Raw genomic sequence first — 22,563 nt, forward strand, 5'->3', positions numbered from 1 at the left:
GCCCGGCTCCCCCCGGTCCCTGCCCCCAGACGAGTTGCCAATGGACGCCCCCAAGACGCCCTTCCTGCAGTCAGACCACCCCCTGCGCGCCGCCACCGTGGATGAACTGCACGCCCGCCCCTTTCCCACCGTCACCACCGGCAGCTTCGCCTGGTTCGTGGCGCTCCGGCCCCTGCGCCGCTCCGACCGCGACCGCGCGGCGGAACGCGCCCAGCTCGACACGCTTCTGACCGCGGCCTGCCTCGACCTGCCGGGAGCGGAGGCGACCCACTGGTCCGGGCGCCTCGGCCCGCTCACCCTGAAATGGGAAAGCCATACGGAGTTCGTCACCTACCTGCTCACCGGCCCGGACGAGGCGCAGGTGATGGACTGCGCCCGCCAGATCCTCGGCTCTGCCGTGGGGGGCCGCATCGCCTCCGCCCGTTTCCGCCTGCTGGAGGCCGCCGATGACGCCGCCGTCCACGCGGGCCTGCGCGAAGACCATGCCGAAGACAGCCTCGCCCTGTCGCGCATGATCGACGATCAGGTGGTGGTGGCGGGCGATTTCCACCCCGACCCGGCGGGCGACATGCATTTCACCGTCATGGCCCGCCCCGGCACCGGCCCCGCCCGCCTCGGCCGCATCCTGCAACGCCTGTGCGAGGTCGAAACCTATCGCGCCATGGCCATGCTGGGCCTCATCCGCGCCCGCGACATGGGGGCGGAGCTGACCGAATGCGAAACCCGCCTGACGGCGGAAATCGCCCGCATCGGCAAGCCCGACACCGATGCGGCGGCAACACTGCAGGCCCTGCTCGACATCGCCACCCGGCTGGAACAGCTGCACTCGCGCACCGCCTACCGCTTCTCCGCCACGCTGGCCTATGAACGCATCGTCAACGCCCGCATCCGGGTGCTGCGCGAAACCCGTTTCGAGGGCCGCCAGACCTTCGCGGAATTCATGATGCGCCGCTTCGATCCCGCCATGCGCACGGTCGAGGCGACCGAGCGGCGCCTGTCCCAGCTCACCGAACGGGCCGGGCGCGCGGGGGAGCTGCTGCGCACCCGGGTGGAGGTGGAGCTGTCGCGCCAGAACCGCGAACTGCTGGTCTCCATGGACCGCCGCTCGGACGAGGCGCTGCGGCTGCAGCACACGGTCGAAGGGCTCTCGGTGGTGGCGATCTCCTACTACGCGACCTCGCTGGCGCTCTACGTGGCCGGGCCGGTGGACAAGTACCTCGGGATCGGGAAGACGTGGCTGGCGGCGGGGCTGACACCGGTGGTGGTGCTGCTGACCTGGGCGGCGCTGCGACGGATCCGCAAAGGGCTGCACTGACTGGACCGTGCGAGGGGGCCTTGCCCCCCGCGGGCCTGCGGCCCGTCTCCCCCCCCAGGATATTTGCGAACAAGAAAATGAACGGGGCGGCATTCCCCCATTTGTTGGCCCCAAATACACAAGCGACGCGCGCACCGTCGGCGCGACGCACGGTGGATTGGCATCCACCCTACGGGTCGCGCTGTCGTCGTAGGGTGGATGCCAATCCACCATTCCCCCAAAACCACCGCGCGCTCCGTTAACCCGGGGCCCTCCGCCGTTTCTGCACCGCCGCAATACCGACACAATACCGACGTTATACCGACGTGCCGATTTCGCCCCGAAACCCCTGTTAACCATGGGTTTCCCGGGCTGAGTCGCTGCACTGCAGTACCGACGTTCGAAACGATGCCGTAGGGCGGGGTTAACCCCGCCTTCCGCGCCACCCCCCGCGCCGCCGCCCGCCGCCGCCCTGCGACAGCCCCTGTTCCAGCAGCGCGGTCATCGGGTGATCGGGCGCCGCACTGCCATGGCGGTCCAGCAGCAGGCGCAGCGCCGCGCGCGGGTCCTGCCCCTCGGCCAGGCTCAGCGCCCAGTCCACCAGGATCGACCGGCATTCCGCGCCGGTGATCCCCTCGATCCGGTAGGCCTCCCGGATCAGCGCCTTGGGATCGGCCGCATCGCCCTTCATGGCGCCGCCTCCTCGGCCGGTGCCGCCTCCCGGGCCAGGATCTCGCCTATGGCCTCGCCCGCGCTGCGGGTCGCCAGCTCGAAGGCCGCCTGCAGCGCCTCCAGGCTCTCCGCCCCGGTGTCGCGCAGCAGCAGGGCGCGCCCGCCCTCGCCAATGGCTTCGGGGTCCAGAACCTTGTCGCTCAACAGTTTTCCAACCTGGCCGATGTTCCACAGCAGCCGGTAGGTGCTCGCCAGCAACTCCCGCTCGTCATCCCGCATCCAGCCCGCCGTCACCGCCAGCCGCAACCCGTCGGCGATCCAGCCCTCCGGATCGCCCGCGATCAACCCACCCGCCTGGGCCATCAGCTCGATCTCCTGGTTGCGCCCGGGGCCCACCTTTACCTCCCAGGGGGCACCCGCGCCCTTGGCCTGCAGAATCCGCCCCCGCATCTCCGCCACGTCGCGCAGCACCGGCCCCGCCTCGCGCCCCCTGGCGATCAGCCCCGTGCGGAAGGCCATGACCTCCGCCGCCAGAACCTCCGGCCCCGCCACCACCCGCGCGCGCGTCAGCGCCAGGTGCTCCCAGGTCCAGGCCGCCGTCTCCTGGTACTCCCGATAGGCGGTCAGAGAGGTCGCAACCGGCCCCTGGTTGCCCGAGGGCCGCAGCCGCATATCGACCTCGTAAAGCCGCCCCTCCGCCATGGGCGCCGAAAGCGCGGTGACCAGCGCCTGGGTGAGACGCGCAAAGTAAACCTTTGACGGCAGGGGTCTTTTGCCCTCCGACATCTCCTGCCCGGCGGCATCGTAGATCACGATCAGGTCCAGGTCGGACCGCGCGTTCAGCCGCCCTGCGCCGATGGATCCCATCCCCATCACCACCGCGCCGCGCCCCGGACAGGGGCCGTGACGGCGCGCGAATTCCATCCGCACCACGGGCCAGAGCGCGCGCAAGACCGCCTCGGCCAGGTCCGCATATTCCGCCCCCGCCTCCTCCGGCGGGATCAGCCCCCGCAGGTGATGCACCCCGATGCGGAAATGCCATTCCTTCTGCCAGCGCCGCGCCGCATCCAGCTTGGTCTCGTAATCCGCCTCATGCTCCAGCACCGCGCGCAACTGCGCGTCAAGCGCATCGACACCGGGCCAGCCGCTGAAGAAGGACCCTCCGATCACCGCGTCGAAGACCCCGGAATTGCGGCTCAGGTACAGCGCCAGGTCCGGCACCGTCCCCGCGATATCGCCGATCAGGTCGATCAGCTGCGGGTTCGCCTCGAAGAGCGAAAACAGCTGCACCCCCGCCGGCAGCCCCTTCAGGAAGCCGTCGAAGGCCTGCAGCGCCTCCTCCGGCTTCGCCGCACGGCTCAGCGCCGCCAGAAGCTGCGGCCGCAGCCGCCCGAAGATCTCCCGCGCGCGGGAGGAAGACAGCGCCGGGTAATGCAACCAGCGGTCCAGCACCGCCTCGTCGAAACCGCCGTGATCGGTATCCGGCCCGTCCGAGGGCGGCGTGACCCCGTTTTCCGGGGCAAAGAAGGCCTCCGTCGTGGCATGGACATCCTCCAGCCGCCGCCGCAGATCCGCCTTCATCTCCGCCAGGTCCCGGCCCGAAAGGGCCGCCAGCCGCGCCAGCCCCTCCTCCGATCCCGGCAGCTTGTGGGTCTGGGCGTCGTTCACCATCTGGATGCGGTGCTCCACCTCCCGGTGGGCGCGGTAATGATCCACCAGCCGTGCCGACAACTCCCCCGGCAGCCAGCCCGCCACCGACAGCTTGTGCAGCGCCGGCACCGTGCCGCGAATGCGCAGGGACGGATCCCGGCCACCCGCGATAAGCTGATGGAATTGCGCAAAGAACTCGATTTCGCGAATGCCGCCCTGGCCCAGCTTCATGTCATGGCCCGGCAATTCCAGCGGCCCGCCGTATCCCTTGCTGTCACGGATCGCCAGCCGCACCGCATGGGCATCCTGGATCGCCGCGTAATCCAGGTGCCGCCGCCAGACGAAGGGCCGCAGCGCGCGCAGGAACTCCGCCCCCCGCGCCAGATCGCCCGCGCAGGGCCGCGCCTTGATATAGGCCGCCCGCTCCCAGGTGCGGCCCACGCTCTCGTAGTAATGCTCCGCCGCCTCCATGCCGACACAGACCGGCGTGACCGACGGATCGGGCCGCAGCCGCAGATCGGTGCGGAAGACATAGCCCTCCCCGGTGATCTCGCTCAGGGTCGAGGACATCTTGCGCACCGCCCGGATCAGCGCCGGACGCGCCTCCCGGTGGTCCTCGAACCGCGCCTCGTCGTAAAGCGCGATCAGGTCGATGTCGGAGGAATAGTTCAGCTCCCCCGCGCCGCCCTTGCCCATGGCCAGCATGGTCAGGCCGCAGCCCGTCTCAAGATCCGCCTCGCTCATCCCGGGCAGCTTGTTGCGCTTCAGCTCCGCCGCCAGCGCCGCGCGCAACGCCAGCTGCACCGAGAGGTCGGCGAAATCCGACAGGGCGCCGGTGACCATCTCCAGATGCCAGGCGCCCGACAGGTCCGCCAGCGCGACGATCAGCGCCATCCGCCGCTTGCCCCGGCGCAGCTCGGCCCCCAGGGATGCGTCCAGCGGCTCCAGCGCCGCCAGCCGCGCAGCCTCTGCCGACAGCGCCGCCCGCGGCGCCGCCAGCGCCGTGCGCAGCCATTCGGCTTCCTTAACCATCAGCCCCGCCAAATAGGGCGACGACCCGGCCGTACCTTCCAGCAGCGCGCCCATGTCGCCGTGAAGCTCCGGGAAAAGCGCCCGGATCTCGGCTCCCTTTTCGGGGTCGAAGGCGCGCGGCAGGCGGGTGATCGCAAGAATGTCGTCCATGGCGCGACGTTGCGGTGCCCCGGCCCTCTGGTCAATCCCCGACCGAGGCGCCATGCTGCGGCCCGAAGACGACAAGGAAGACCCGAAGATGAGCAAGAGCCTGAAACGCGTCCAGCGCGCCCTCGAAGAGGCCGGCATCCCGGCCGAGATCCAGGACCTGGGGGAGACCCGCACCGCGCAGCAGGCTGCCGATGCCGCAGGCTGCGCCATCGACCAGATCGCCAAGTCGATCATCTTCCGGGGCGAGGACAGCGGCGAGGCGATCCTTTTCCTCACCGCGGGCGGCAACCGGGTGGATGCGGCCAAGGCCTCGGCCCTGGCGGGCGAACCGCTGGGCAAGGCCGATGCGGCGCTGATCCGGGCCCAGACCGGCTTTGCCATCGGCGGGGTCAGCCCCGTCGGGCACCTCAACCCGATCCGCGCCTTCCTGGATCCCCGCCTGCTGGATTTCGACCGGATCTGGGCTGCCGCTGGCACCCCGCGGCATGTTTTCGCCTTCGACGCCCACCTCCTCCCCGGGATGACAGGTGCGCAGTCCGCTGATTTCACTGAGTAAATCCATATAATGTAAAAAACATTCACATCACCCCTTGCGGGGCGGCCCTCCCGTGCGCATCTATCCAATGTGAAAGACATTCACATTAGCACACGAGGAGACACGAAGATGACCACCGCCGCCTACACCCACCACGACGCGCCCGTCCGGCGCAGCTGGCTGGGCCGCACGGAGGATTGGCTGGACAGCAAGGGCAAAGGGGCCTGGATCGCCGTTATGGTTCTGGGCTTCGTGTTCTTCTGGCCGGTCGGCCTCGCCATCCTCTTCTACATGATCTGGGGGAAACAGATGTTCGCCAAGTCCTGCCGCGGCCGTGGCCGCCCGATGTCCCGCATGCACTCCATGCACCGTGCCGGTTTCTCTGCGATGAAGTCCTCCGGCAACACCGCCTTCGACGCCTACAAGGAGGAAACCCTCCGCCGGCTGGAAGAGGAACAGGATCAGTTCGAAGCCTTCCTGGAACGCCTCCGCGCGGCCAAGGACAAGGCCGAGTTCGACCAGTTCATGGATGAACGCGCCACCCGGGCCCGCGCCGAACGTGACACCCCCGCCATCTCCGGCGATGATGACACCGGCCCGGCACCCAAGCCCTACGCAGAGGTCTGACCAGCCGGTCACGCTCCTGACCAAGGGCCCCGCCGCCCCTCCCGTCCCGGCCCCCGCTCTCCGGGGGCCGGTTCCTTTCAACCGGTTCCTTTCAACCTCTTGCCCCACCCCGACTTTTCCAACCGGAGACACAGATGTCCCTGCCCCTGCCCGACCCGATCACCGATCCCTCGCCCTACCAGGGCGTCGCGCTGAAGCGCGGCCTGGCCTGGCTGGTGGACATGGCGCTGATCCTCGCGGTCTCGGCGCTGACCATTCCCTTCACCGTCTTCCTGTCGCTGTTCTTCTTCCCCGGCGTGGTGCTGGTCGTCAGCTTTCTCTACCGGCTGATCACCGTGGCCTCCGGCTCCGCCACCTGGGGCATGCGGCTCTTCGGGATCGAGTTCCGCAACCTCGAAGGTCAGCGCCTTGATGGGGGCGAAGCCCTGCTGCACGTGCTGGGCTACACCGTCTCCCTCGCGCTTTCGCCGCTGCAGCTGATCTCGGTCATCCTGATGATCGTGACCCCGCGCGGCCAGGGCCTGACCGACATGGCGCTGAACACCACAGCGGTGAACAGCTACCGCATCTGACCCCGCAGGCCGGCACCCCGTCCCGACCCCATCCCGCCCCCTGCGCCGATCCGGCGCGGGGGGCCTTTGCCCCAAGGGCTTGGCGGAGGGCGGCATCATTGCTATCTTTCCCCGACGACCGGCATACCCTCCTGCGTCGGTCACCGTTCCACCGCCACCCCAGGCCCGCCGGCCCTCTTTCCCAATATCCGAGGATCCGCGCGGTTTCCCCCAGATTTCAGTCCTCTATCCGCTCCTGTCCATGCGTCACTCGCTTCCGCTCGCCCCGCAGTTCTATGTCACGGCCCCGCAGCCCTGCCCCTATCTCGATGGGCGGATGGAGCGGAAGCTGTTCACCTCCCTGCAGGGAGATTCGGCAGAGCAGCTGAACAACACGCTGTCCAAGCAGGGCTTCCGCCGCTCGCAGAACGTGCTCTACCGGCCATCCTGCGCCGATTGCGCCGCCTGCCTTTCGGCCCGGATCGACGTCTCGGCCTTCACGCCGACGAAAAGCCAGAAGCGCGTGATCAAGCGCAATGCCCATCTCGAACGCCGTGCGACCTCGCCCTGGGCGACAGAGGACCAGTACAGCCTGTTCCGCCGCTACCTCGACAGCCGCCACGCCGATGGCGGCATGGCCGACATGGACGTCTTCGAATTCGCCGCCATGATCGAGGAAACGCCGATCCGGTCCCGCGTGGTGGAATACATCGACGACGAAGGCCTGAAGGCCGCAGCCCTCACCGATGTGCTCGATGACGGCGTCTCGATGGTCTACTCCTTCTACGATCCGGAGATGGAGCGGAACTCGCTCGGCACCTACGTGATCCTCGATCATATCGAGATCGCCCGCCAGGCGGGCCTGCCCTATGTCTACCTGGGCTACTGGGTCCCCGGGTCGCCCAAGATGGGCTACAAGTGCAAGTTTTCGGGGTTGGAGCTCTACCACGGCGGACGCTGGCAGCGCATGCGCCATCCCTCCGACTACGACAGCACCACCCATCCGCTGAAAAGCGACCCCATCGCGGAGCAGGTGGCCAACATCACCCTGCCCGACACCCGCAGCACGCAGCGCTGAGCATGGCCGCGCAGCGTCTGCACGCGGTCGCCCTCGTGGTGCCCGACTATGACGCCGCCCTCGATTTCTACGTCACCCGGCTCGGCTTCGACCTGATCGAGGACACCCCCCTGTCAGAGACGAAACGCTGGGTCCTCGTCGCGCCCCCGGGCGGCGACACCCGCCTGCTGATCGCCCGGGCCGACGGCCCGGATCAGGCGGCGGCCATCGGGCGCCAGGCGGGCGGACGCGTGGGCTTCTTCCTCGAAACCGATGACTTCGACCGTGATCATGCCGCGATGCTGACCGCCGGCGTGACCTTCGAAGAAGCCCCCCGGGACGAACCCTATGGCCGGGTCGCCGTCTGGCGCGATCCCTTCGGAAACCGCTGGGACCTGCTGCAATTCGCGGAAAATCCCCGCCAGACCTGACGCCGCCAGGGGCCTCTTTCCCGAAGATTTTCCGGCCAACCCGGCCGCGTGCCGGAACCGGCGGCAAACGGCTCGCGAAATCCGCGCCCTGCGGTTGAGCGGCGGCGGTTCCCCGCCATTTTCGCCATACGGCCCCCGCCGTGACGAACCCGGACAGCATCGGCCCGGTTGTCTCCTCATGCAGGGCGGCGGCCATGACCCCGCCCAGAGTAAAGACCGGAAGACAAGAAAGGACACGACATGTTCAAGAAAGCCATCCTCGCCGCCGCTGCCGGGACCACCCTCATCGCGGGCGCCGCTGCCGCACAGACGACCACCTACACCACCGACAACAGCGAACAGAAACAGGCCAATGCCACGGGCGGCCTGGTCGCCGGGGCCACCGCCGGGGCCGTCGTCGGCGGTCCGGTGGGCGCCGTTGTCGGGGCTGCGATCGGCGCCACGGCCGGCAACCAGCTGACCCCGGACACCAAGACGGTGACCTATGTGCAGCAGCACCCGGTGCAGGTCGTGCCGATGAACGGCCAGGCCGTCGCGGGCTACGTCGTGCCCGACACGGTCACCCTGACGCCCGTGCCCGACAGCCAGTTCGCCTATGTCTATACCGAGCAGCACCCGGTCATCGTGAACCCGGAGACCCGCGAAGTCATCACCATCGTTCAGTGATCGCTGCCCCCGGCCACAGCCGGAAATCGAACGGCCCGGCATTTCTGCCGGGCCGTTTTTCGTTTCACTGCGCGCCCTTGGCCGACGCTGCGGTGCCTTACTTGCCCAGCAGGTCGGGCACCAGGGTCACGATCCCCGGCACGAACCACAGCAGCGCGAGCCCCACCACCTGGATCAGCACGAAGGGTATGATCCCGCGGTAGATATGGCCTGTCGTCACGCTCGCCGGGGCAACGCCGCGCAGGTAGAACAGCGCAAAGCCGAAGGGCGGGGTCAGGAAGGAAGTCTGCAGGTTCACCGCGATCATGATCGTCACCCACTTCGGATCGAAGGTGCCGCCGTAGATGACAGGGCCCACGATCGGGATGACGATGTAGATGATCTCCAGGAAGTCCAGAACGAAGCCCAGCACGAAGAGCACCAGCATCACGATCAGGAAGACCTGGAACTCGCTGTCGAAGCTGCGCAGGAAGTCCTGGATGTAGTGCTCACCCCCGAAGGAGATCACCACCAGGTTCAGCAACTGCGACCCCACCAGGATGGTGAACACCATCGAGGTGACCTTGGCCGTTTCCCGCACGATCTTGCCCAGGACAGAGGTCCGCAGCAGCACCCAGCCGGAATAGCACAGGCCGAAGCAGGCGAACATGAAGCAGATCGCGGCGGCGATATAGGCCAGATAGCTTTCCACCGTGACGACGCTCTGGTTGATCCGCAGGTCGAAGTTGGCGCCCAGCAGGATCAGCGCGATCAGGGCGAAGGTGGACCAGGTGATGACCCAGGGGTCGCGGCCCTCCTCCTTCAGCTTGCGGAAGGCCGCCAGCAGGATCGCCCCGCCCGCGCCAAGCGCCGCGGCGGGCGTCGGGTTGGTGATGCCGCCCAGGATCGAGCCGAGCACGGCCACGATCAGGACCAGCGGCGGGAAGACCACGCGGATCAGCTCGTTGCTGGCCAGCCGCGCCGCCGCATGCTTGCAGGACCAGAGCGCAACCGCCAGCGGGATCGCGATGATCAGCAGGGTCGCACCGGGGGACATGCCCGGATGGATGAACAGCACGTCCAGCGCGGCGATCACCGCCAGGGCGATCCCGCCGATCAGCAGCGGCTTGCCGTCATCACCCGGCCGCACGCCGCGCGCCGTGGCCAGGACCAGCCCCAGCAGCACGATGATCGTGGCGATGCCCTTGCCGATCGGGGCCGCGCCCGCGGCCTTGGCAGCGATGGCTGCGGTGATTTCCTCCGCCGACAGCTCGTGCCCCTCGGTGACACCCCCCGAAGCCTCGATTGCGGCCTGCTGCGCGACGGCCATGTCCCACTTGGACTGGCCATGCAGCTCGATCATCGCGGCCTGGCAGGTCTCGGACACATTGGTGCGCAGGATCGCGCCCTCGCCACCCTGGGCGAAGTTCGACACGGTCAGGTCCTGCGACCCGACGACGCCCAGCTGCCCCAGGACCACGACACCGACGATCAGGATCGCGGGCACGGCGAAGAACCAGGTCAGCGCCTCGCCCCGGGTGATCACCTCGTGCTGGGTGTGCTGCCCGCTGTGGACGGCCGGCGCGTGCTGCGGCCGGACCAGTGCGTAGACGAAGGCATAAAGCGCGTAGAGACCGGCCAGCAGGATGCCCGGCAGCATCGCCGACTGGAACAGCGTGCCCACGGAAACCACCGCCGGCTTGCCCAGGTAGGTCAGCGCATCGGTACAGCCGAAGCTTTGCGCGCGGGCTTCCTGCGCGGCACTGTAAAGGTCGCCCGAAAGCGTGCCCAGCAGGACCAGCACGATGGAGGGCGGAATGATCTGCCCCAGCGTGCCCGAGGCGGCGATGACACCCGTCGACAGTTCCGGCGAATAGCCTGCGCGCAACATGGTGGGCAGCGACAGCAGGCCCATGGTGACAACAGTCGCACCGACGATCCCGGTGGAGGCCGCCAGGAAGGCGCCCACGACGACGACCGACACGGCCAGGCCGCCCGGCAGCGGGCCGAAGACGCGCGCCATGGTGGTCAGCAGGTCATTGGCGATCTTCGACCGTTCCAGCGTGATCCCCATCATGACGAACATCAGCACCGCCAGCAGGGTCTCGATCGACTGGCCCGCAAAGACGCGCTCGTTCATCCGGTTCACGATGAAGCTGATGTTGCGGTCCATCGCCACTTCCCAGCCGCGTTCGAAGACGGGCTGCGCGATCAGCGGCAGATCCGGGTAGCGGAAGTGCGATATCGTGTCGGGATGCACCCCCGAGGCGGTAAGCGCCCTGTAGGCGTCGCTGCCGGTATCCACCGCCTGGTGGATCAGCACGCCCGAGGAATCGAGATAGGCGATGATGGCGAAGGCAAACAGACCCGCGCCCGGAATTGCGAAAGCCACCGGGAAGCCCGAAAGGATCCCCGCGAAAAGGCTCAGGAAGACGATGAGCAGGCCGACTTCGACCCCATCCAGTCCGAAAAGCATGTGTCAGGTTCCCTCAGTGCGTGCCTTCGTAGGCTTCTTCGCCCGCGCCAAGCGTATCAATGTCCAGGTACTTGCCCGCGCTCTCCTCCCCTTCCACGGCTTCCAGGAAGGAGCGGTAGAAGAAGGCGATGGCCTGCAGGAAGACCAGCGCGATGAAGCACAGGATCAGGATCTTGAAGAGGAAGTAGGCGTTGAACCCGTCCGGGCTGAAGCCGATCGTCTCCACGTTCCATTTCACGATGCGCGCCTTGCGCAGCATCATCTCCAGCTTGTCGGAGGCAGAGACCTTGGGCGTGATCAGGTGCCGCCACAGGAAGAACCAGGCGTACATCCAGGTCAGAGTGGCAACGGGGATCATGAAGAACAGCGACCCGAACATGTCGATGATCCGCTTCACGCGATGGCCCACGCCCGCATAGATCAGGTCGACCCGCACGTGGCTGCCCTGCACGAATGCGTAGGATACGCAAAGCGCGACAACGGCGGCGTTCCAGAACTTCAGGCCCTCCGCGTACCAGCCCACCGACTGGGTGAAGCCCACGCCGAAGGGGGACAGGGTGATCTCGCCCTGGCGGAAGATCGACTGCAGGAAGACGATCAGGATCTGCTGCGCCACCATGATCAGGCCCGCCCAGGCGGCGGTGCGGCCCATGGCGTTGGCGAAGCCTTCCAGCACCCGCACGCAGCCCCACATGAACGGGCGGAAGATCATCCCGGCGATGGTCACCACCAGGAAGATGTCGAAGACGGCGAAGAAGAACTCGACCGAGCCGCCGTAGTAAACGAAGCGGATCAGCGCTTCCTTGTTGGACCAGTCGAGCCACAGCCCCGGATGGGTCACCGCATAACCGATGTGGTAGAACCCCAGGCCGAGCTGCGTCACGAACCAGATGAGCCCGTCGAGCATCGTTTCCCCCGCCTCTGTCTTTGTCAGGAAGGGCTGCGCACCGATCTCGATGCGCAGCCCGGGTTTGATTGGTGTCTTGGGGCGATCAGCCCAGGACGCGGTTCCGCTGCGCGGTGTAGGCCGCGTCCGAAACGCTCATCCAGCCGGAAGCGGACTTCATCGAAGCCTCGGCAGAGGTGCGGATCTCGGCAAAGATCTCGTCATCCATGAAGCCGTCGAGGACCTCCTTGGAGGCGGAGCCGAAGGCATCCCAGACGTCATCGGGGAATTCCTGGACCTGGATGCCGGTGGAGCGCAGACGATCCAGCGCCGGGCCGTTGTTGGCGATGAACAGCGCGTAGTTGTGCTGATGCGCCTCGGCGGAAGCGACCTCGATGATCTTCTGCTGTTCCGGGGTGAGGCCGTTGAAGACGTCCAGGTTGGTCGCCACGGACAGCGCCGCACCCGGCTCGTGGAAACCGGCGGGATAGTAGTTCTTGCAGACTTCCTGCAGGCCCAGCTTCTCGTCCGACCACGGCCCGATCCACTCGGTCCCGTCCAGCGCGCCGGTGCTGAGCGCCTGGTAGATCTCGCCGCCCGGCAGAACCTGCACGGAGGCGCCCAGCTTGGCCAGCGCCTGACCACCAAGGCCCGGCATGCGGAACTTCAGACCCTTGAAGTCATCGGCGGAATTGATCGGATTGCGGAACCAGCCGCCACCCTGCGCCGCGGTCTGACCGGCAAGGAAGCTCTTCAGGCCGAAGATCTCGCCCAGCTGGTGATGCAGCGCCATGCCGCCGTTGGCGTAGTACCACACCATCATTTCCGGCGCGGTCATGCCGAAGGGCACGGTGGTGAAATAGGCCCATGCCGGGTGCTGGCCGACGAAGTAGTAATCGGCCCCGTGGTACATGTCGGCCTGGCCCGCGGTCACGGCGTCGAACACTTCCAGCGCCCCCACCAGCTCGCCGGCTGCCTTGGCCTCGACGACCATGCTGCCGCCGGACATCTCGTTGACGTTGTTGACGAAACGCTCAACCGAGTCCCAGACGCCAGCCAGGCCACGCGGCCAGGTGGTGACCATGGTCAGCTTGACCTGGCCCTGTGCCACGGCCGGAGCGGCCAGCGAAGCGGCAGCGGCTGCACCGCCGCCGATCGCGGAGGTTTTCAGAAAAGAACGACGATCCATGTTGGGCTCCTCCCCATGATGTCTCAACAAACACCCCCTTTCTCCCCGGGGTGTTTCCCTTGCAGTGTCGGCGAACCTAGACGACAGGAACCGAGGCGGGAAATACCAAAGATTACGTAGATCGCCCGAAATCTTGGCGAAAAGTACTGCGCAATACGGGTTTTCACGTAGCTTTCACCGGGCTCACGAAGGTTTTCCTTGCGTCACTCCCTCTGCCATTCTCCGCTGTTCCTCCGTCCGCAGCCCCGCTCTGGGAATCATCCGGGCCGCCCGCTATGGAAGTGCAATGACCCGCCTCTCGCGATGGATCTCCGACCGCGTCGTGCTGAGTTACGGCCAGAAGCTCTTTCTTCTGGCCACCCTTCCGCTCATCCTGGCGGTGGCCGCGATCTCGCTGCTGGTGGCGGCACAGTCCCGTGCCCTGGCCGAACGCGAAATCGCCGCGCTGGAACGCCAGATGATCGAGGCGAAGAAGGCCGAACTGCGCAACTACGTCGACCAGGCGCGCAACGGGCTCAACCGGATCTACGGCATGGCCGGTCCCACCGACGCCGAGGCGCAGGAACATGTGAAGCAGATCCTCTCGGCCATGATCTACGGCGATGACGGCTTCTTCTTCGTCTACGACTACGACGGCACCAACCTCGTCTCGCCCCGCCAGACCGGCATGATCGGCCGCAACTGGTGGAACCTGCAGGACAGCAATGGCAAATACGTCGTGCGGGAGTTCATCGACACCGCGCGTGAGGGCACGGGCTATGTCACCCACCTCTGGCCGCGCCCCTCCACCGGGCAGGAAGGGCTGATGGTCTCCTACGTGACCGCGCTGCATTCGTGGAAATGGGCCATGGGCACCGGTGTCTTCATCGACGACGTGCTGGCCACCACCGCCCAGGCCCGCGCCGACGTGGAAGAGAGGGTGCAAAAGACCTTCCTGCAGATCGGCGGCATCACCGCCGGCGCGCTGATCCTCGTCTTCTCCTCGGGCCTGCTGATCAACATCCGCGAACGGCGCCTTGCCGATGCCAAGCTGGGGGAGCTGACCCAACGGGTCTTCGACGCCCAGGAAGAGGAACGCGGCCGCGTGGCGAGGGAGCTGCACGACGGCATCTCCCAGCTGCTCGTCGGTGTCCGCTACGCGCTGGACAGCGCGCGGCGGCGGCTCGATGCCGGCGACGCGCGCGCCGGAGAGACGCTGGACCGTGGCATGGCCTCCCTGTCGGAAGCCATCCAGGAGGTGCGCCGCATCTCCCGCGACCTGCGCCCCGGCGTGCTGGACGACCTGGGCCTCGGCCCCGCGCTGAAGGCCCTGGTCGAAGACTTCGGCGCCCGCACCGGCATGGAGGTCGAATTCACCACCGTCGTCTTCCGCAACCGCCTGCACAACGATGCCAAGATCAGCCTCTACCGCATCGCCCAGGAAGCCCTGACCAACATCGAACGCCATTCCGGCGCGACCAAGCTCGCCATGGACCTGCGCGGTCACCGCTCCGGTGCCACGCTGAAGATCTCCGACAACGGCTGCGGCCTGCCCGCCCATCCCGAACAGGCCCGTGGCATGGGCCTTCGGAACATGCAGGAACGGGTGGAGCAGATGGGCGGCACCCTGCGGATCCTCTCCCACCGCAGCGGCCCCGAAACCGGCACCCTGATCGAGGTCACGGTGCCCCCCTCCAAGGTGATCGACCCGAGCTCCGCCGATCTCGACGCCCAGGACAAGAAGCCGCTCGCCGGGACCTCCTCCCGCCGCGCCGGAAAGGACAGCGCATGACCACCTCCCCCATCCGCGTCGCGATCGTCGACGATCACCCCATGGTGGCCGAGGGGATCGAGGCCATCCTCGACAGCTTCCCCGACATCGCCGTGGTCGGCACCTATGCCAACGGCCGCGCCATCATCGACGCGGTGGAGGAGGTGAAGCCCGACGTCATCCTGCTCGATCTCAACATGCCCGAAATGGGCGGCCTCACGGCCTGCGAGATCCTGCTGGAAGAACACCCGGGCCTGAAGATCCTGATCCTGTCGATGCATGACAGCCCCGAATACATCTCCACCGCGCTGGATCACGGCGCCATGGGCTACGTCCTGAAAGACGTGCCCACGGATGAGATCAAGCGCGCCATCGACGTGGTCATGGGCGGCGAACGCTATCTCTGCACCGGGGCGCAGGGCTCGCTCGCGCCGCGCGACACCGGCGGGCATCTGACCAACCGGGAACAGACGATCCTGCTGCAGCTGGCGCAGGGCAAGTCGAACAAGGAAGTCGCGCTGGCGCTCGACATCTCCGTCCGCACGGTCGAAACGCACCGCAAGAACATCAAGACAAAGCTCGGCATTTCCTCCACCGCCGGGCTGACCCGCTACGCCATGGAACACGGCGTCCTGCACGGCACCGGCAAGAAATTCTGACCTGATCCCAGGGCCTTGACCACCTGTCCGCCCGGGCGCACAACCGTTAACCTACCTGTCAGCAAGCAACCTTTTGGAAAGGGCACCCCCCTATCCACGGGGCAGCCCAGACAGGAGGTCCCATGCCCTTCCCCCGCTCGTCCCGCCCCGGTTTCCCCCTTGCCGCGCTGCTGACCCTCTGCGCCCTCTGGCCACATGCCGTGCAGGCCTCGGGTGATGCCCATGCGGCGCCCGCCGCTCCCGACAGCCATTCCGCCACCCCGGCAGCGTCCCACACCGCCATGCCCGCAGCCCCGGAGGGCGGCCTCTGCACCGGCTTCGGTCCCCAGACCCCGCGTGACATCGCGGCCTCCGCCGGGCGCAACGGCATCGTCTTCCCGCTGGCGCCGCCGCCCCAGGCGATGAACCTGTGCAATATCCACACCCACACCAATGCCGAACACAAGGGGCCCGGCTTCTCGATCCTGTCGGGCGATCCCCATGCCGGCGGTTACAAGTGCAATGAGACGGATCGCCTGACCCCGGCAGAGCTGCAGGACCCGGCCTTCGGGCACGGCCCCTTCGGCCATGTCAAACCCGGCGACACGATAGAGGTCCACTGGGTCTACTCATCCTGCGACGTCCAGCCGGGCCCGGGCCTGGGATCCTGCCTGTCCGACAGCTGCTCCAACCCGACCCTGCGCGTCGAATCCCAGGTCTTCCTGCTGGTGAACGATCCCTTCGCGCTCGACTTCGCCACCTTCGCCCATGGGGGCACCATGATCGAAGGCCGTCCCCAGCCGCGCGCCCTGCCCTCCAACACCGGAACGCCCGTGGTGTTCCACGGCTCTACCACCGGGGCGTCCTATACCCAGTCGACCTGCTCCCCCCTGCAGGTCACTTGGTCCGTGCGCCCCAACTGCGCCCGGCTCGACATCGCCTCCCTCTACCGCTGGGGCCACAACGGCAATGTCTTCGAAGAGGACCATTCCCACGACGTGCGTCAGCTGGTCACCGCGCCGGAACTCCTGGCACCGATCCGCTAGGCCGCAGTCCCCTTCGCCGATCCCCGCCCCCGGAACGGAAAGCGCATCGCCACCGCCGGGGGCCCCTCGCCGGGCGAAACGCGCCCGGCGCGACTCCCCGACCCGGCCAAATGCCGCCAAAACCACCGGCACGACAAAGATCCACCCCGTTCAGCGCAACTTTCGAAAAGAAAAACACCCCCTCACGACATTTTTGCCCCGGATTAGCGGTTGACCTTCCGCAACTCTGCTCCTATTCCTCCTTGCCATAACGAAGGAGCCCCTCGGGACATGAACGCACTAGTAGTCATCGTAGGAGATTGGCGCATGGGCCGGTGACCACCGGACTCCCGTTCAGGACCCCATGCGCCCCCGGTATCACCCCCGGGGGTTTTTTGTTGCCCGCGCCACGGCGCTGCGAACCAAGAGAGGCCGCCCAGGCGGCAGGAGACGGAGAAACGAAATGGCACGTCAGATGACTGGTGCGAAAATGGTGGTTCAGGCCCTGAAGGATCAGGGTGTGGACACGGTATTCGGCTACCCGGGCGGCGCTGTCCTGCCGATCTACGACGAAATCTTCCAGCAAAATGACATCCGTCACATCCTGGTTCGTCACGAACAGGCCGCGGTCCATGCCGCCGAAGGCTACGCACGCTCCACCGGCAAGCCGGGCGTCGCGCTCGTCACCTCCGGGCCGGGCGCGACCAACGCGGTCACCGGCCTGACCGACGCGCTGATGGATTCCATCCCGCTCATCGTGCTCTCCGGCCAGGTGCCCAGCTTCATGATCGGCACCGACGGCTTCCAGGAAGCCGACACCGTCGGCATCACCCGCCCCTGCACCAAGCACAACTGGCTGGTGAAGGAAACGGACGACCTGCCCCGCCTGCTGCACGCCGCCTTCCACGTCGCCACCTCGGGCCGCCCCGGCCCGGTGCTCGTCGACATTCCCAAGGACGTGCAGTTCGCCACCGGCACCTACATGCCCAAACCCAAGAGCGGCGATTTCCGCTACCAGCCGCCCGTGAAGGGCGACATGGAGGAAATCACCGAGCTCGTCGCGGCGCTGGAAACCGCGAAGAAGCCGATCTTCTACACCGGCGGCGGCGTCATCAACTCCGGCCCCGGCGCCAGCCAGCTTCTGCGCGAACTGGTGGAGGCCACCGGCGCGCCCATCACCTCCACCCTGATGGGCCTCGGCGCCTACCCGGCCTCTGGTGACAAGTGGCTCGGCATGCTCGGCATGCATGGCCTCTATGAGGCCAACATGGCGATGCACGACTGCGACCTGATGATCTGCGTCGGCGCCCGCTTCGACGACCGCATCACCGGGCGCACCGATGCCTTCTCGCCCCATTCGGTCAAGGCGCATATCGACATCGACCCCAGCTCGATCAACAAGATCATCCACGTCGATTTCCCGATTGTCGGGGATGTCGGCCATGTGCTGGAAGACCTGCTGAAGGTCTGGAAGGCCCGCGGCCGCAAGATGGACAGGGAGGCCCTGGCCAAGTGGTGGCAGAAGATCGAGGGCTGGAAGACGAAGAACTGCCTTTCCTACAAGAACTCCGACAAGATCATCAAACCGCAGTACGCCCTGCAGCGGCTTGAGGAACTGACCAAGGGGATGGATCGCTACATCACGACCGAGGTCGGCCAGCACCAGATGTGGGCGGCACAGTTCCTCCACTTCGATGAGCCGAACCGCTGGATGACCTCCGGTGGCCTCGGCACCATGGGCTACGGCTTCCCGGCCTCCGTCGGGGTGCAGCAGGCCCATCCGGAGGCGCTGGTCATCAACGTCGCGGGTGAGGCGTCCTGGCTGATGAACATGCAGGAGATGGGCACGGCCATGCAGTACCGCCTGCCGGTGAAGCAGTTCATCCTGAACAATGAACGCCTCGGGATGGTCCGCCAGTGGCAGCAGCTGCTGCATGGTGAGCGCTATTCGTCGAGCTGGTCGGAATCGCTGCCCGATTTCGTCAAGCTGGCCGAGGCCTTCGGCGCCAAGGGCATCCAATGCTCCGACCCGGCCGACCTCGACGATGCGATCATGGAGATGATCAACTACGACGGTCCGGTGATCTTCGACTGCCTGGTCGAGAAGCACGAGAACTGCTTCCCGATGATCCCCTCGGGCAAGGCGCATAACGAGATGCTGCTGGGCGACGCCTCCACCGAGGGCGCGATCGAGGCCGGCGGCGCGGTGCTGGTCTGACCGGGCGGTGATGGAAGGCGGGGTGAGCCCCGCCCTACGCCACCCGGCGCCGCGCCACCTGATGCACGCTCCGTAGGGCGGGGTTCAACCCCGCCATGCGCCAACCGATACAGGTTACGTCGTGCGGGGTTCACCCCGTCTTCGCAACGGCTCCCTCCGGAGGAAGAAACATGAACGCTCTGAAACTCAAGAAAGGCTCGACGAGCCACTCCGCCTACAACCTGCGCGCCACCTACGGCGATGCGGATGAACAGCACACCCTGGCCGTCCTGGTGGACAACGAGGCCGGCGTGCTCGCCCGCGTCATCGGCCTCTTCTCGGGCCGTGGCTACAACATCGAAAGCCTCACGGTGGCGGAGGTCGATCACACCGGCAAACGGTCCCGCATCACCATCGTGACCCGCGGCACGCCGCAGGTGATCGAACAGATCAAGGCGCAGCTGGGTCGCATCGTGCCGGTGCACAAGGTCAACGACCTGACCGTCGAAGGCCCCTCGGTGGAACGCGAACTGGCGCTCTTCAAGGTCGAGGGCGAGGGCGAGAAGCGGGTCGAGGCGCTGCGCCTGGCCGATATCTTCCGCGCCAAGGTGGTGGATTCGACGCTCTCCAGCTTCGTCTTCGAACTGACCGGCGCACCGGACAAGATCGACGCCTTCGCGGACCTGATGCGCCCGCTGGGCCTGGCCGACCTGGCCCGCACGGGCGTCGCGGCCCTGTCGCGCGGCGAAAGCTGACAGGGCGGGCCAGCCCGGCCCGTCCGGGCTTATGCGCCCCGAAGTCGCCGATGCGCAATTTCGCGCGCGCCCAGGAATGTCCCGGGCCCGAAAGTGCCCCGGGAATGAAAGACCCGGAACGACCGCCCCAGAACGACAGGCGCTCAAAACTGCGAACGCCGGAAATGACAAAGGCGGGCCTCCCGAAGGGGCCCGCCTTTGCAAATTTCCGGCGTCTTTCCGTCAGATCAGGAGTAGCGCTGCCGCTTGCGCTGCCGCGCGTCCCGACTCGCCTTGTCGGGAAATGGCACCACGATGGGCCGTCCCGCGTCGCTGGGTGGCGTCGGGTGTTGCTTTCCAGACGCAGGCATCTGAAAATTGCTGGCCTCCTTCAGTCGCCAGGCGAGCGAGGGATAATGATCCTCCTCGACGACACGCGGGTTCTTCACCATGCGCATGTCACCACACTCGCTCAAATCGAACTGAAGCAGATCCCCGGGATCAAGGCTGAGACCGGCAGCCATGTTACCCGCTGAATTCGCACGAAAAAATGCAAGATCACCTTGATCTTCGCACCATACCACAGCCGATTTGTCGTCGGCTGCCCGCCACAACACTATCCCGAACATTGGCTTCCCCGTGAACCCATTCCGCGTCTACCCTTTACTCAAGAGTATCCGAAACAGTCCCAATTCCCAGTTGCCTTTCCGTGTCGACTAGACAGTTTTTGTGTCGCATACGGCGCCAATTGACGTTATACAGATACAGGTGTGACGTCTTATAGCGTCAGTTCCGAGAAAAAGAAGACGAAAAAGTGGAATGCAGATGAGACGATGGGCCCGGGTAACGTCGAGGACGGTAGAAATTGGCTGACTCAATCGCGAAAACGGATCAGCCGGAACTCAAGCCGGTTGAACTTCGCAACATCTTCGGCGCGAACCTGCGACAACTCAGCGGTAGCTACCCGTCGATTGCGGGCCTGTGTCGAGAGTTGGGGATCAACCGGACACAATACAACCGCTACCTGTCGGGGGAGAGCTTCCCGCGCCCCGATGTGCTGCACCGTATCTGCCAGTTCTTCGGCACCGATGCCCGGATTCTGCTGGAACCGGTCGACAAGATCCGCCCCGGCAGCAACGACCTGCTGCACCACCCGGTGATTTCCGAATACATCGGCCGCTCCGCCACCCAGGTGGAGGAGGACGACTTCCCCTCCGGCTTCTACCGTTTTACCCGGATCAGCTTCACCGACGGCACGCGCGCCGTGCTGGGCCTGGTCCACATCACGCGCAGCGGCGGCTTCACCTTCCTGCGCGGCTTCGAACCCCGCGCCTCGATGAGCCAGCAGGGCCTGCCGGAAAACAACTTCACCCGGGAATACCGCGGCATCGTCCTGACGCAGGAAGCCGGCGTCGCCGCGCTCGTCTCGCGCCGCGGCTCGGTCACCTGCTCATTCAACTTCCTGGCCAAGGTCGCGACCTACAACAACAATTACTGGGAAGGCTACACCACGCGCACGATCCGGGAATCGCTTTCCGGCCCGCGTGTGGCGCGCCTGGTCTACGAACACCTGGGCCATGACACCGGCCTGGTCCTGGACTGCGCCCGGCGCTCCGGCATCATCGACGTCAGCGAAGTGCCGACCTTCCACGCGCGCCTGCTGCGGCTGAACGATCCCTTCAACTGATCCCCCGGCCCGCCCGGCGGGCCGACCAGCCAGGTTGCATCACCGGACTCGAAAGGGCGCCCGTCGGGGCGCCCTTCGTCGTCTCCAGATGCTCTTTCCGCCCCGCCCCGGGGGGCCGACGGATGCCCCGGCGGATCAGCCCGCAGGCACCCGCTGCGCCATGAAACCGGTCAGCCGCGACAGGCCTTCCTCAATGTCCGCCGTCGCCCGCGCGTAGGAGAACCGAAGCGTCCCCCGCCCCCGCGCCTTGTCGAAGTCGAGCCCCGGCGTCACCGCCACGCCCGCCTCTTCAAGGATCTGCTTGGCAAAGGCCAGGCTGTCCGACGTCAGCTCGCTCACATCGGCATAGATGTAGAACCCGCCATCAGGCGGCGCGATGCGGGTGAACCCGGCCTTCGGCAACCCGTCAAGCAGCAGCGCGCGGTTGCGGGCATAGATCGCGTGGTTCGCCTCCAGCTCCTCCGTCGCCTCCAGCGCCGCACAGGCAACAACCTGGCTGGCCGTCGGGGCACAGATGAACATGTGCTGCGCCAGCCGCTCCACCCGGCGCACGTGGTCTTCGGGCACGACCATCCAGCCGACACGCCAGCCCGTCATGCTGAAATACTTGGAGAAGGAGTTGATGACGTAGCAATCGTCGGTCACTTCCAGCGCGGTATGTGCCCTCTCCTCGTAATGCAGCCCGTGGTAGATCTCGTCCGAGATGAAGGCCGTGCCCTCCGCCGCGCAGGCCCCGGCCAGGTCCCGCATCGCCTGCAGGTCCAGCATCGTGCCCGACGGGTTCCCGGGCGATGCCGCCATCAGGCCCTGCAGGTTCCGCCCCCGGATATCCTCGGGCGCGGGCTGGAACCGGTTGGCCTCGGCGGTTTCGAAGACCACCGGCTCCAGGTCCATGGCCTTCAGGATCTGCAGGTAGCTGGGATAGCCCGGCGCGCCGATGCCCACACGGTCGCCCACGTCGAACAGGGAGGCAAAGCTCAGCAGGAACCCGGCGGAGGAGCCGGAGGTGACAACCACCCGCTCCGGATCCAGGTCAACGCCGTACCAGCGATCATAGAGCGCCGCGATGCCCTGCCGCAGCTCCGGCAGGCCCAGGGTCAGGGAATAGCCCAGCTGGTCGGCCTCCAGGGCGCGGCTCAGCGCGTCTCGCGCCTTCTTCGGTGCCGGCGTACCTGGCTGGCCGACCTCCATGTGAATGATTTCACGGCCTTCCGCTTCCAATGCTGCGGCCCGGCTCATGACATCCATCACGATGAAGGGATCAACCTCTCCCCGGGTTGAAACTCTCATGCTCTCCTCCGATGGTGGCTTCGGGTTGCATTCGTTTCAACAGGCCC

Annotated in this window: 20 protein-coding genes; 13 read left to right on the forward strand and 7 right to left on the reverse strand. The window is 66.6% G+C overall.

All coding sequences use genetic code 11. The annotated features are described in order from the left end of the window. Nucleotides 1–40: 40 nt before the first annotated feature. Nucleotides 41–1,315 (forward strand): DUF3422 family protein, encoded by a 1,275-nt coding sequence (locus AC2IR1_RS14510; protein ID WP_486472683.1) that lies wholly within the window; start codon nucleotides 41–43, stop codon nucleotides 1,313–1,315. A 403-nt stretch (nucleotides 1,316–1,718) separates the two neighbouring features. On the opposite strand, the gene AC2IR1_RS14515 is transcribed toward AC2IR1_RS14510, so the two are convergent. After that, a complete protein-coding gene (locus AC2IR1_RS14515; protein WP_486472684.1) occupies nucleotides 1,719–1,985 on the reverse strand; it encodes a hypothetical protein in 267 nt (88 codons plus the stop codon). Continuing rightward, nucleotides 1,982–4,798: a bifunctional [glutamine synthetase] adenylyltransferase/[glutamine synthetase]-adenylyl-L-tyrosine phosphorylase gene (locus AC2IR1_RS14520; RefSeq protein ID WP_486472685.1), complete on the reverse strand. Its 2,817-nt coding sequence runs from the start codon at nucleotides 4,796–4,798 to the stop codon at nucleotides 1,982–1,984. Before AC2IR1_RS14520 ends, AC2IR1_RS14515 begins: the two co-directional genes overlap by 4 nt. An 88-nt stretch (nucleotides 4,799–4,886) precedes the next feature. On the opposite strand from AC2IR1_RS14520, the gene AC2IR1_RS14525 reads away from it, so the two are divergent. The 6 genes from AC2IR1_RS14525 to AC2IR1_RS14550 all read left to right on the forward strand — a co-directional run bounded on the left by AC2IR1_RS14525 (nucleotide 4,887) and on the right by AC2IR1_RS14550 (nucleotide 8,665). After that, entirely contained in the window at nucleotides 4,887–5,354 is a 468-nt protein-coding gene (locus AC2IR1_RS14525; protein WP_486472686.1) for a YbaK/EbsC family protein, read from the forward strand. Nucleotides 5,355–5,462: 108 nt separating this feature from the next. Continuing rightward, nucleotides 5,463–5,960 (forward strand): DUF2852 domain-containing protein, encoded by a 498-nt coding sequence (locus AC2IR1_RS14530; RefSeq protein ID WP_486472687.1) that lies wholly within the window; start codon nucleotides 5,463–5,465, stop codon nucleotides 5,958–5,960. Between the two features lie 134 nt (nucleotides 5,961–6,094). After that, the gene (locus tag AC2IR1_RS14535; protein ID WP_486472688.1) at nucleotides 6,095–6,532 is read left to right on the forward strand and encodes an RDD family protein; all 438 of its coding nucleotides are present in this window, start codon (nucleotides 6,095–6,097) and stop codon (nucleotides 6,530–6,532) included. Nucleotides 6,533–6,773: 241 nt separating this feature from the next. Beyond that, complete coding sequence (locus AC2IR1_RS14540) at nucleotides 6,774–7,589, forward strand: arginyltransferase (RefSeq protein WP_486472689.1); 816 nt, start codon at nucleotides 6,774–6,776, stop codon at nucleotides 7,587–7,589. Nucleotides 7,590–7,591: 2 nt separating this feature from the next. Further along, the gene (locus AC2IR1_RS14545) at nucleotides 7,592–7,999 is read left to right on the forward strand and encodes a VOC family protein (protein ID WP_486472690.1); all 408 of its coding nucleotides are present in this window, start codon (nucleotides 7,592–7,594) and stop codon (nucleotides 7,997–7,999) included. 240 nt (nucleotides 8,000–8,239) lie between these two features. Next, entirely contained in the window at nucleotides 8,240–8,665 is a 426-nt protein-coding gene (locus AC2IR1_RS14550) for a DUF1236 domain-containing protein (RefSeq protein WP_486472691.1), read from the forward strand. A gap of 97 nt (nucleotides 8,666–8,762) precedes the next feature. Here AC2IR1_RS14550 and AC2IR1_RS14555 read toward each other — a convergent pair whose 3' ends face one another. From AC2IR1_RS14555 to AC2IR1_RS14565, 3 genes are all read right to left on the reverse strand, one after another. Beyond that, nucleotides 8,763–11,120, reverse strand: coding sequence for a TRAP transporter large permease (locus AC2IR1_RS14555; RefSeq protein ID WP_486472692.1), 2,358 nt, complete (start codon nucleotides 11,118–11,120; stop codon nucleotides 8,763–8,765). 13 nt (nucleotides 11,121–11,133) lie between these two features. Beyond that, entirely contained in the window at nucleotides 11,134–12,027 is an 894-nt protein-coding gene (locus tag AC2IR1_RS14560) for a TRAP transporter small permease subunit (protein WP_486472693.1), read from the reverse strand. Nucleotides 12,028–12,112: 85 nt separating this feature from the next. After that, the gene (locus tag AC2IR1_RS14565) at nucleotides 12,113–13,195 is read right to left on the reverse strand and encodes a TRAP transporter substrate-binding protein (RefSeq protein ID WP_486472694.1); all 1,083 of its coding nucleotides are present in this window, start codon (nucleotides 13,193–13,195) and stop codon (nucleotides 12,113–12,115) included. Between the two features lie 286 nt (nucleotides 13,196–13,481). On the opposite strand from AC2IR1_RS14565, the gene AC2IR1_RS14570 reads away from it, so the two are divergent. The 5 genes from AC2IR1_RS14570 to ilvN all read left to right on the forward strand — a co-directional run bounded on the left by AC2IR1_RS14570 (nucleotide 13,482) and on the right by ilvN (nucleotide 19,560). After that, nucleotides 13,482–14,966 (forward strand): cache domain-containing protein, encoded by a 1,485-nt coding sequence (locus AC2IR1_RS14570; RefSeq protein WP_486472695.1) that lies wholly within the window; start codon nucleotides 13,482–13,484, stop codon nucleotides 14,964–14,966. Beyond that, nucleotides 14,963–15,604, forward strand: a complete 642-nt coding sequence (locus AC2IR1_RS14575) for a response regulator transcription factor (RefSeq protein WP_486472696.1) — start codon at nucleotides 14,963–14,965, stop codon at nucleotides 15,602–15,604. The genes AC2IR1_RS14570 and AC2IR1_RS14575 overlap by 4 nt, the downstream gene beginning before the upstream one ends. A 122-nt stretch (nucleotides 15,605–15,726) precedes the next feature. Further along, nucleotides 15,727–16,629: a delta-class carbonic anhydrase gene (locus AC2IR1_RS14580; RefSeq protein WP_486472697.1), complete on the forward strand. Its 903-nt coding sequence runs from the start codon at nucleotides 15,727–15,729 to the stop codon at nucleotides 16,627–16,629. A 442-nt stretch (nucleotides 16,630–17,071) separates the two neighbouring features. After that, nucleotides 17,072–18,826, forward strand: coding sequence for an acetolactate synthase 3 large subunit (locus AC2IR1_RS14585; RefSeq protein WP_486472698.1), 1,755 nt, complete (start codon nucleotides 17,072–17,074; stop codon nucleotides 18,824–18,826). 170 nt (nucleotides 18,827–18,996) lie between these two features. Continuing rightward, on the forward strand, nucleotides 18,997–19,560 hold the full coding sequence (gene ilvN, locus AC2IR1_RS14590; protein ID WP_486472699.1) for an acetolactate synthase small subunit: 564 nt from the start codon (nucleotides 18,997–18,999) through the stop codon (nucleotides 19,558–19,560). A 227-nt stretch (nucleotides 19,561–19,787) separates the two neighbouring features. On the opposite strand, the gene AC2IR1_RS14595 is transcribed toward ilvN, so the two are convergent. Continuing rightward, complete coding sequence (locus AC2IR1_RS14595) at nucleotides 19,788–20,168, reverse strand: hypothetical protein (RefSeq protein ID WP_486472700.1); 381 nt, start codon at nucleotides 20,166–20,168, stop codon at nucleotides 19,788–19,790. A 236-nt stretch (nucleotides 20,169–20,404) separates the two neighbouring features. Between AC2IR1_RS14595 and AC2IR1_RS14600 the strand changes: the two genes are divergently transcribed. After that, nucleotides 20,405–21,226, forward strand: coding sequence for a helix-turn-helix domain-containing protein (locus AC2IR1_RS14600; protein ID WP_486472701.1), 822 nt, complete (start codon nucleotides 20,405–20,407; stop codon nucleotides 21,224–21,226). 135 nt (nucleotides 21,227–21,361) lie between these two features. On the opposite strand, the gene AC2IR1_RS14605 is transcribed toward AC2IR1_RS14600, so the two are convergent. After that, nucleotides 21,362–22,516, reverse strand: a complete 1,155-nt coding sequence (locus AC2IR1_RS14605) for a pyridoxal phosphate-dependent aminotransferase (protein WP_486472702.1) — start codon at nucleotides 22,514–22,516, stop codon at nucleotides 21,362–21,364. Between the last annotated feature and the right edge of the window lie 47 nt (nucleotides 22,517–22,563).

Source organism: Pseudooceanicola sp. NS-SX8 (assembly GCF_057380755.1).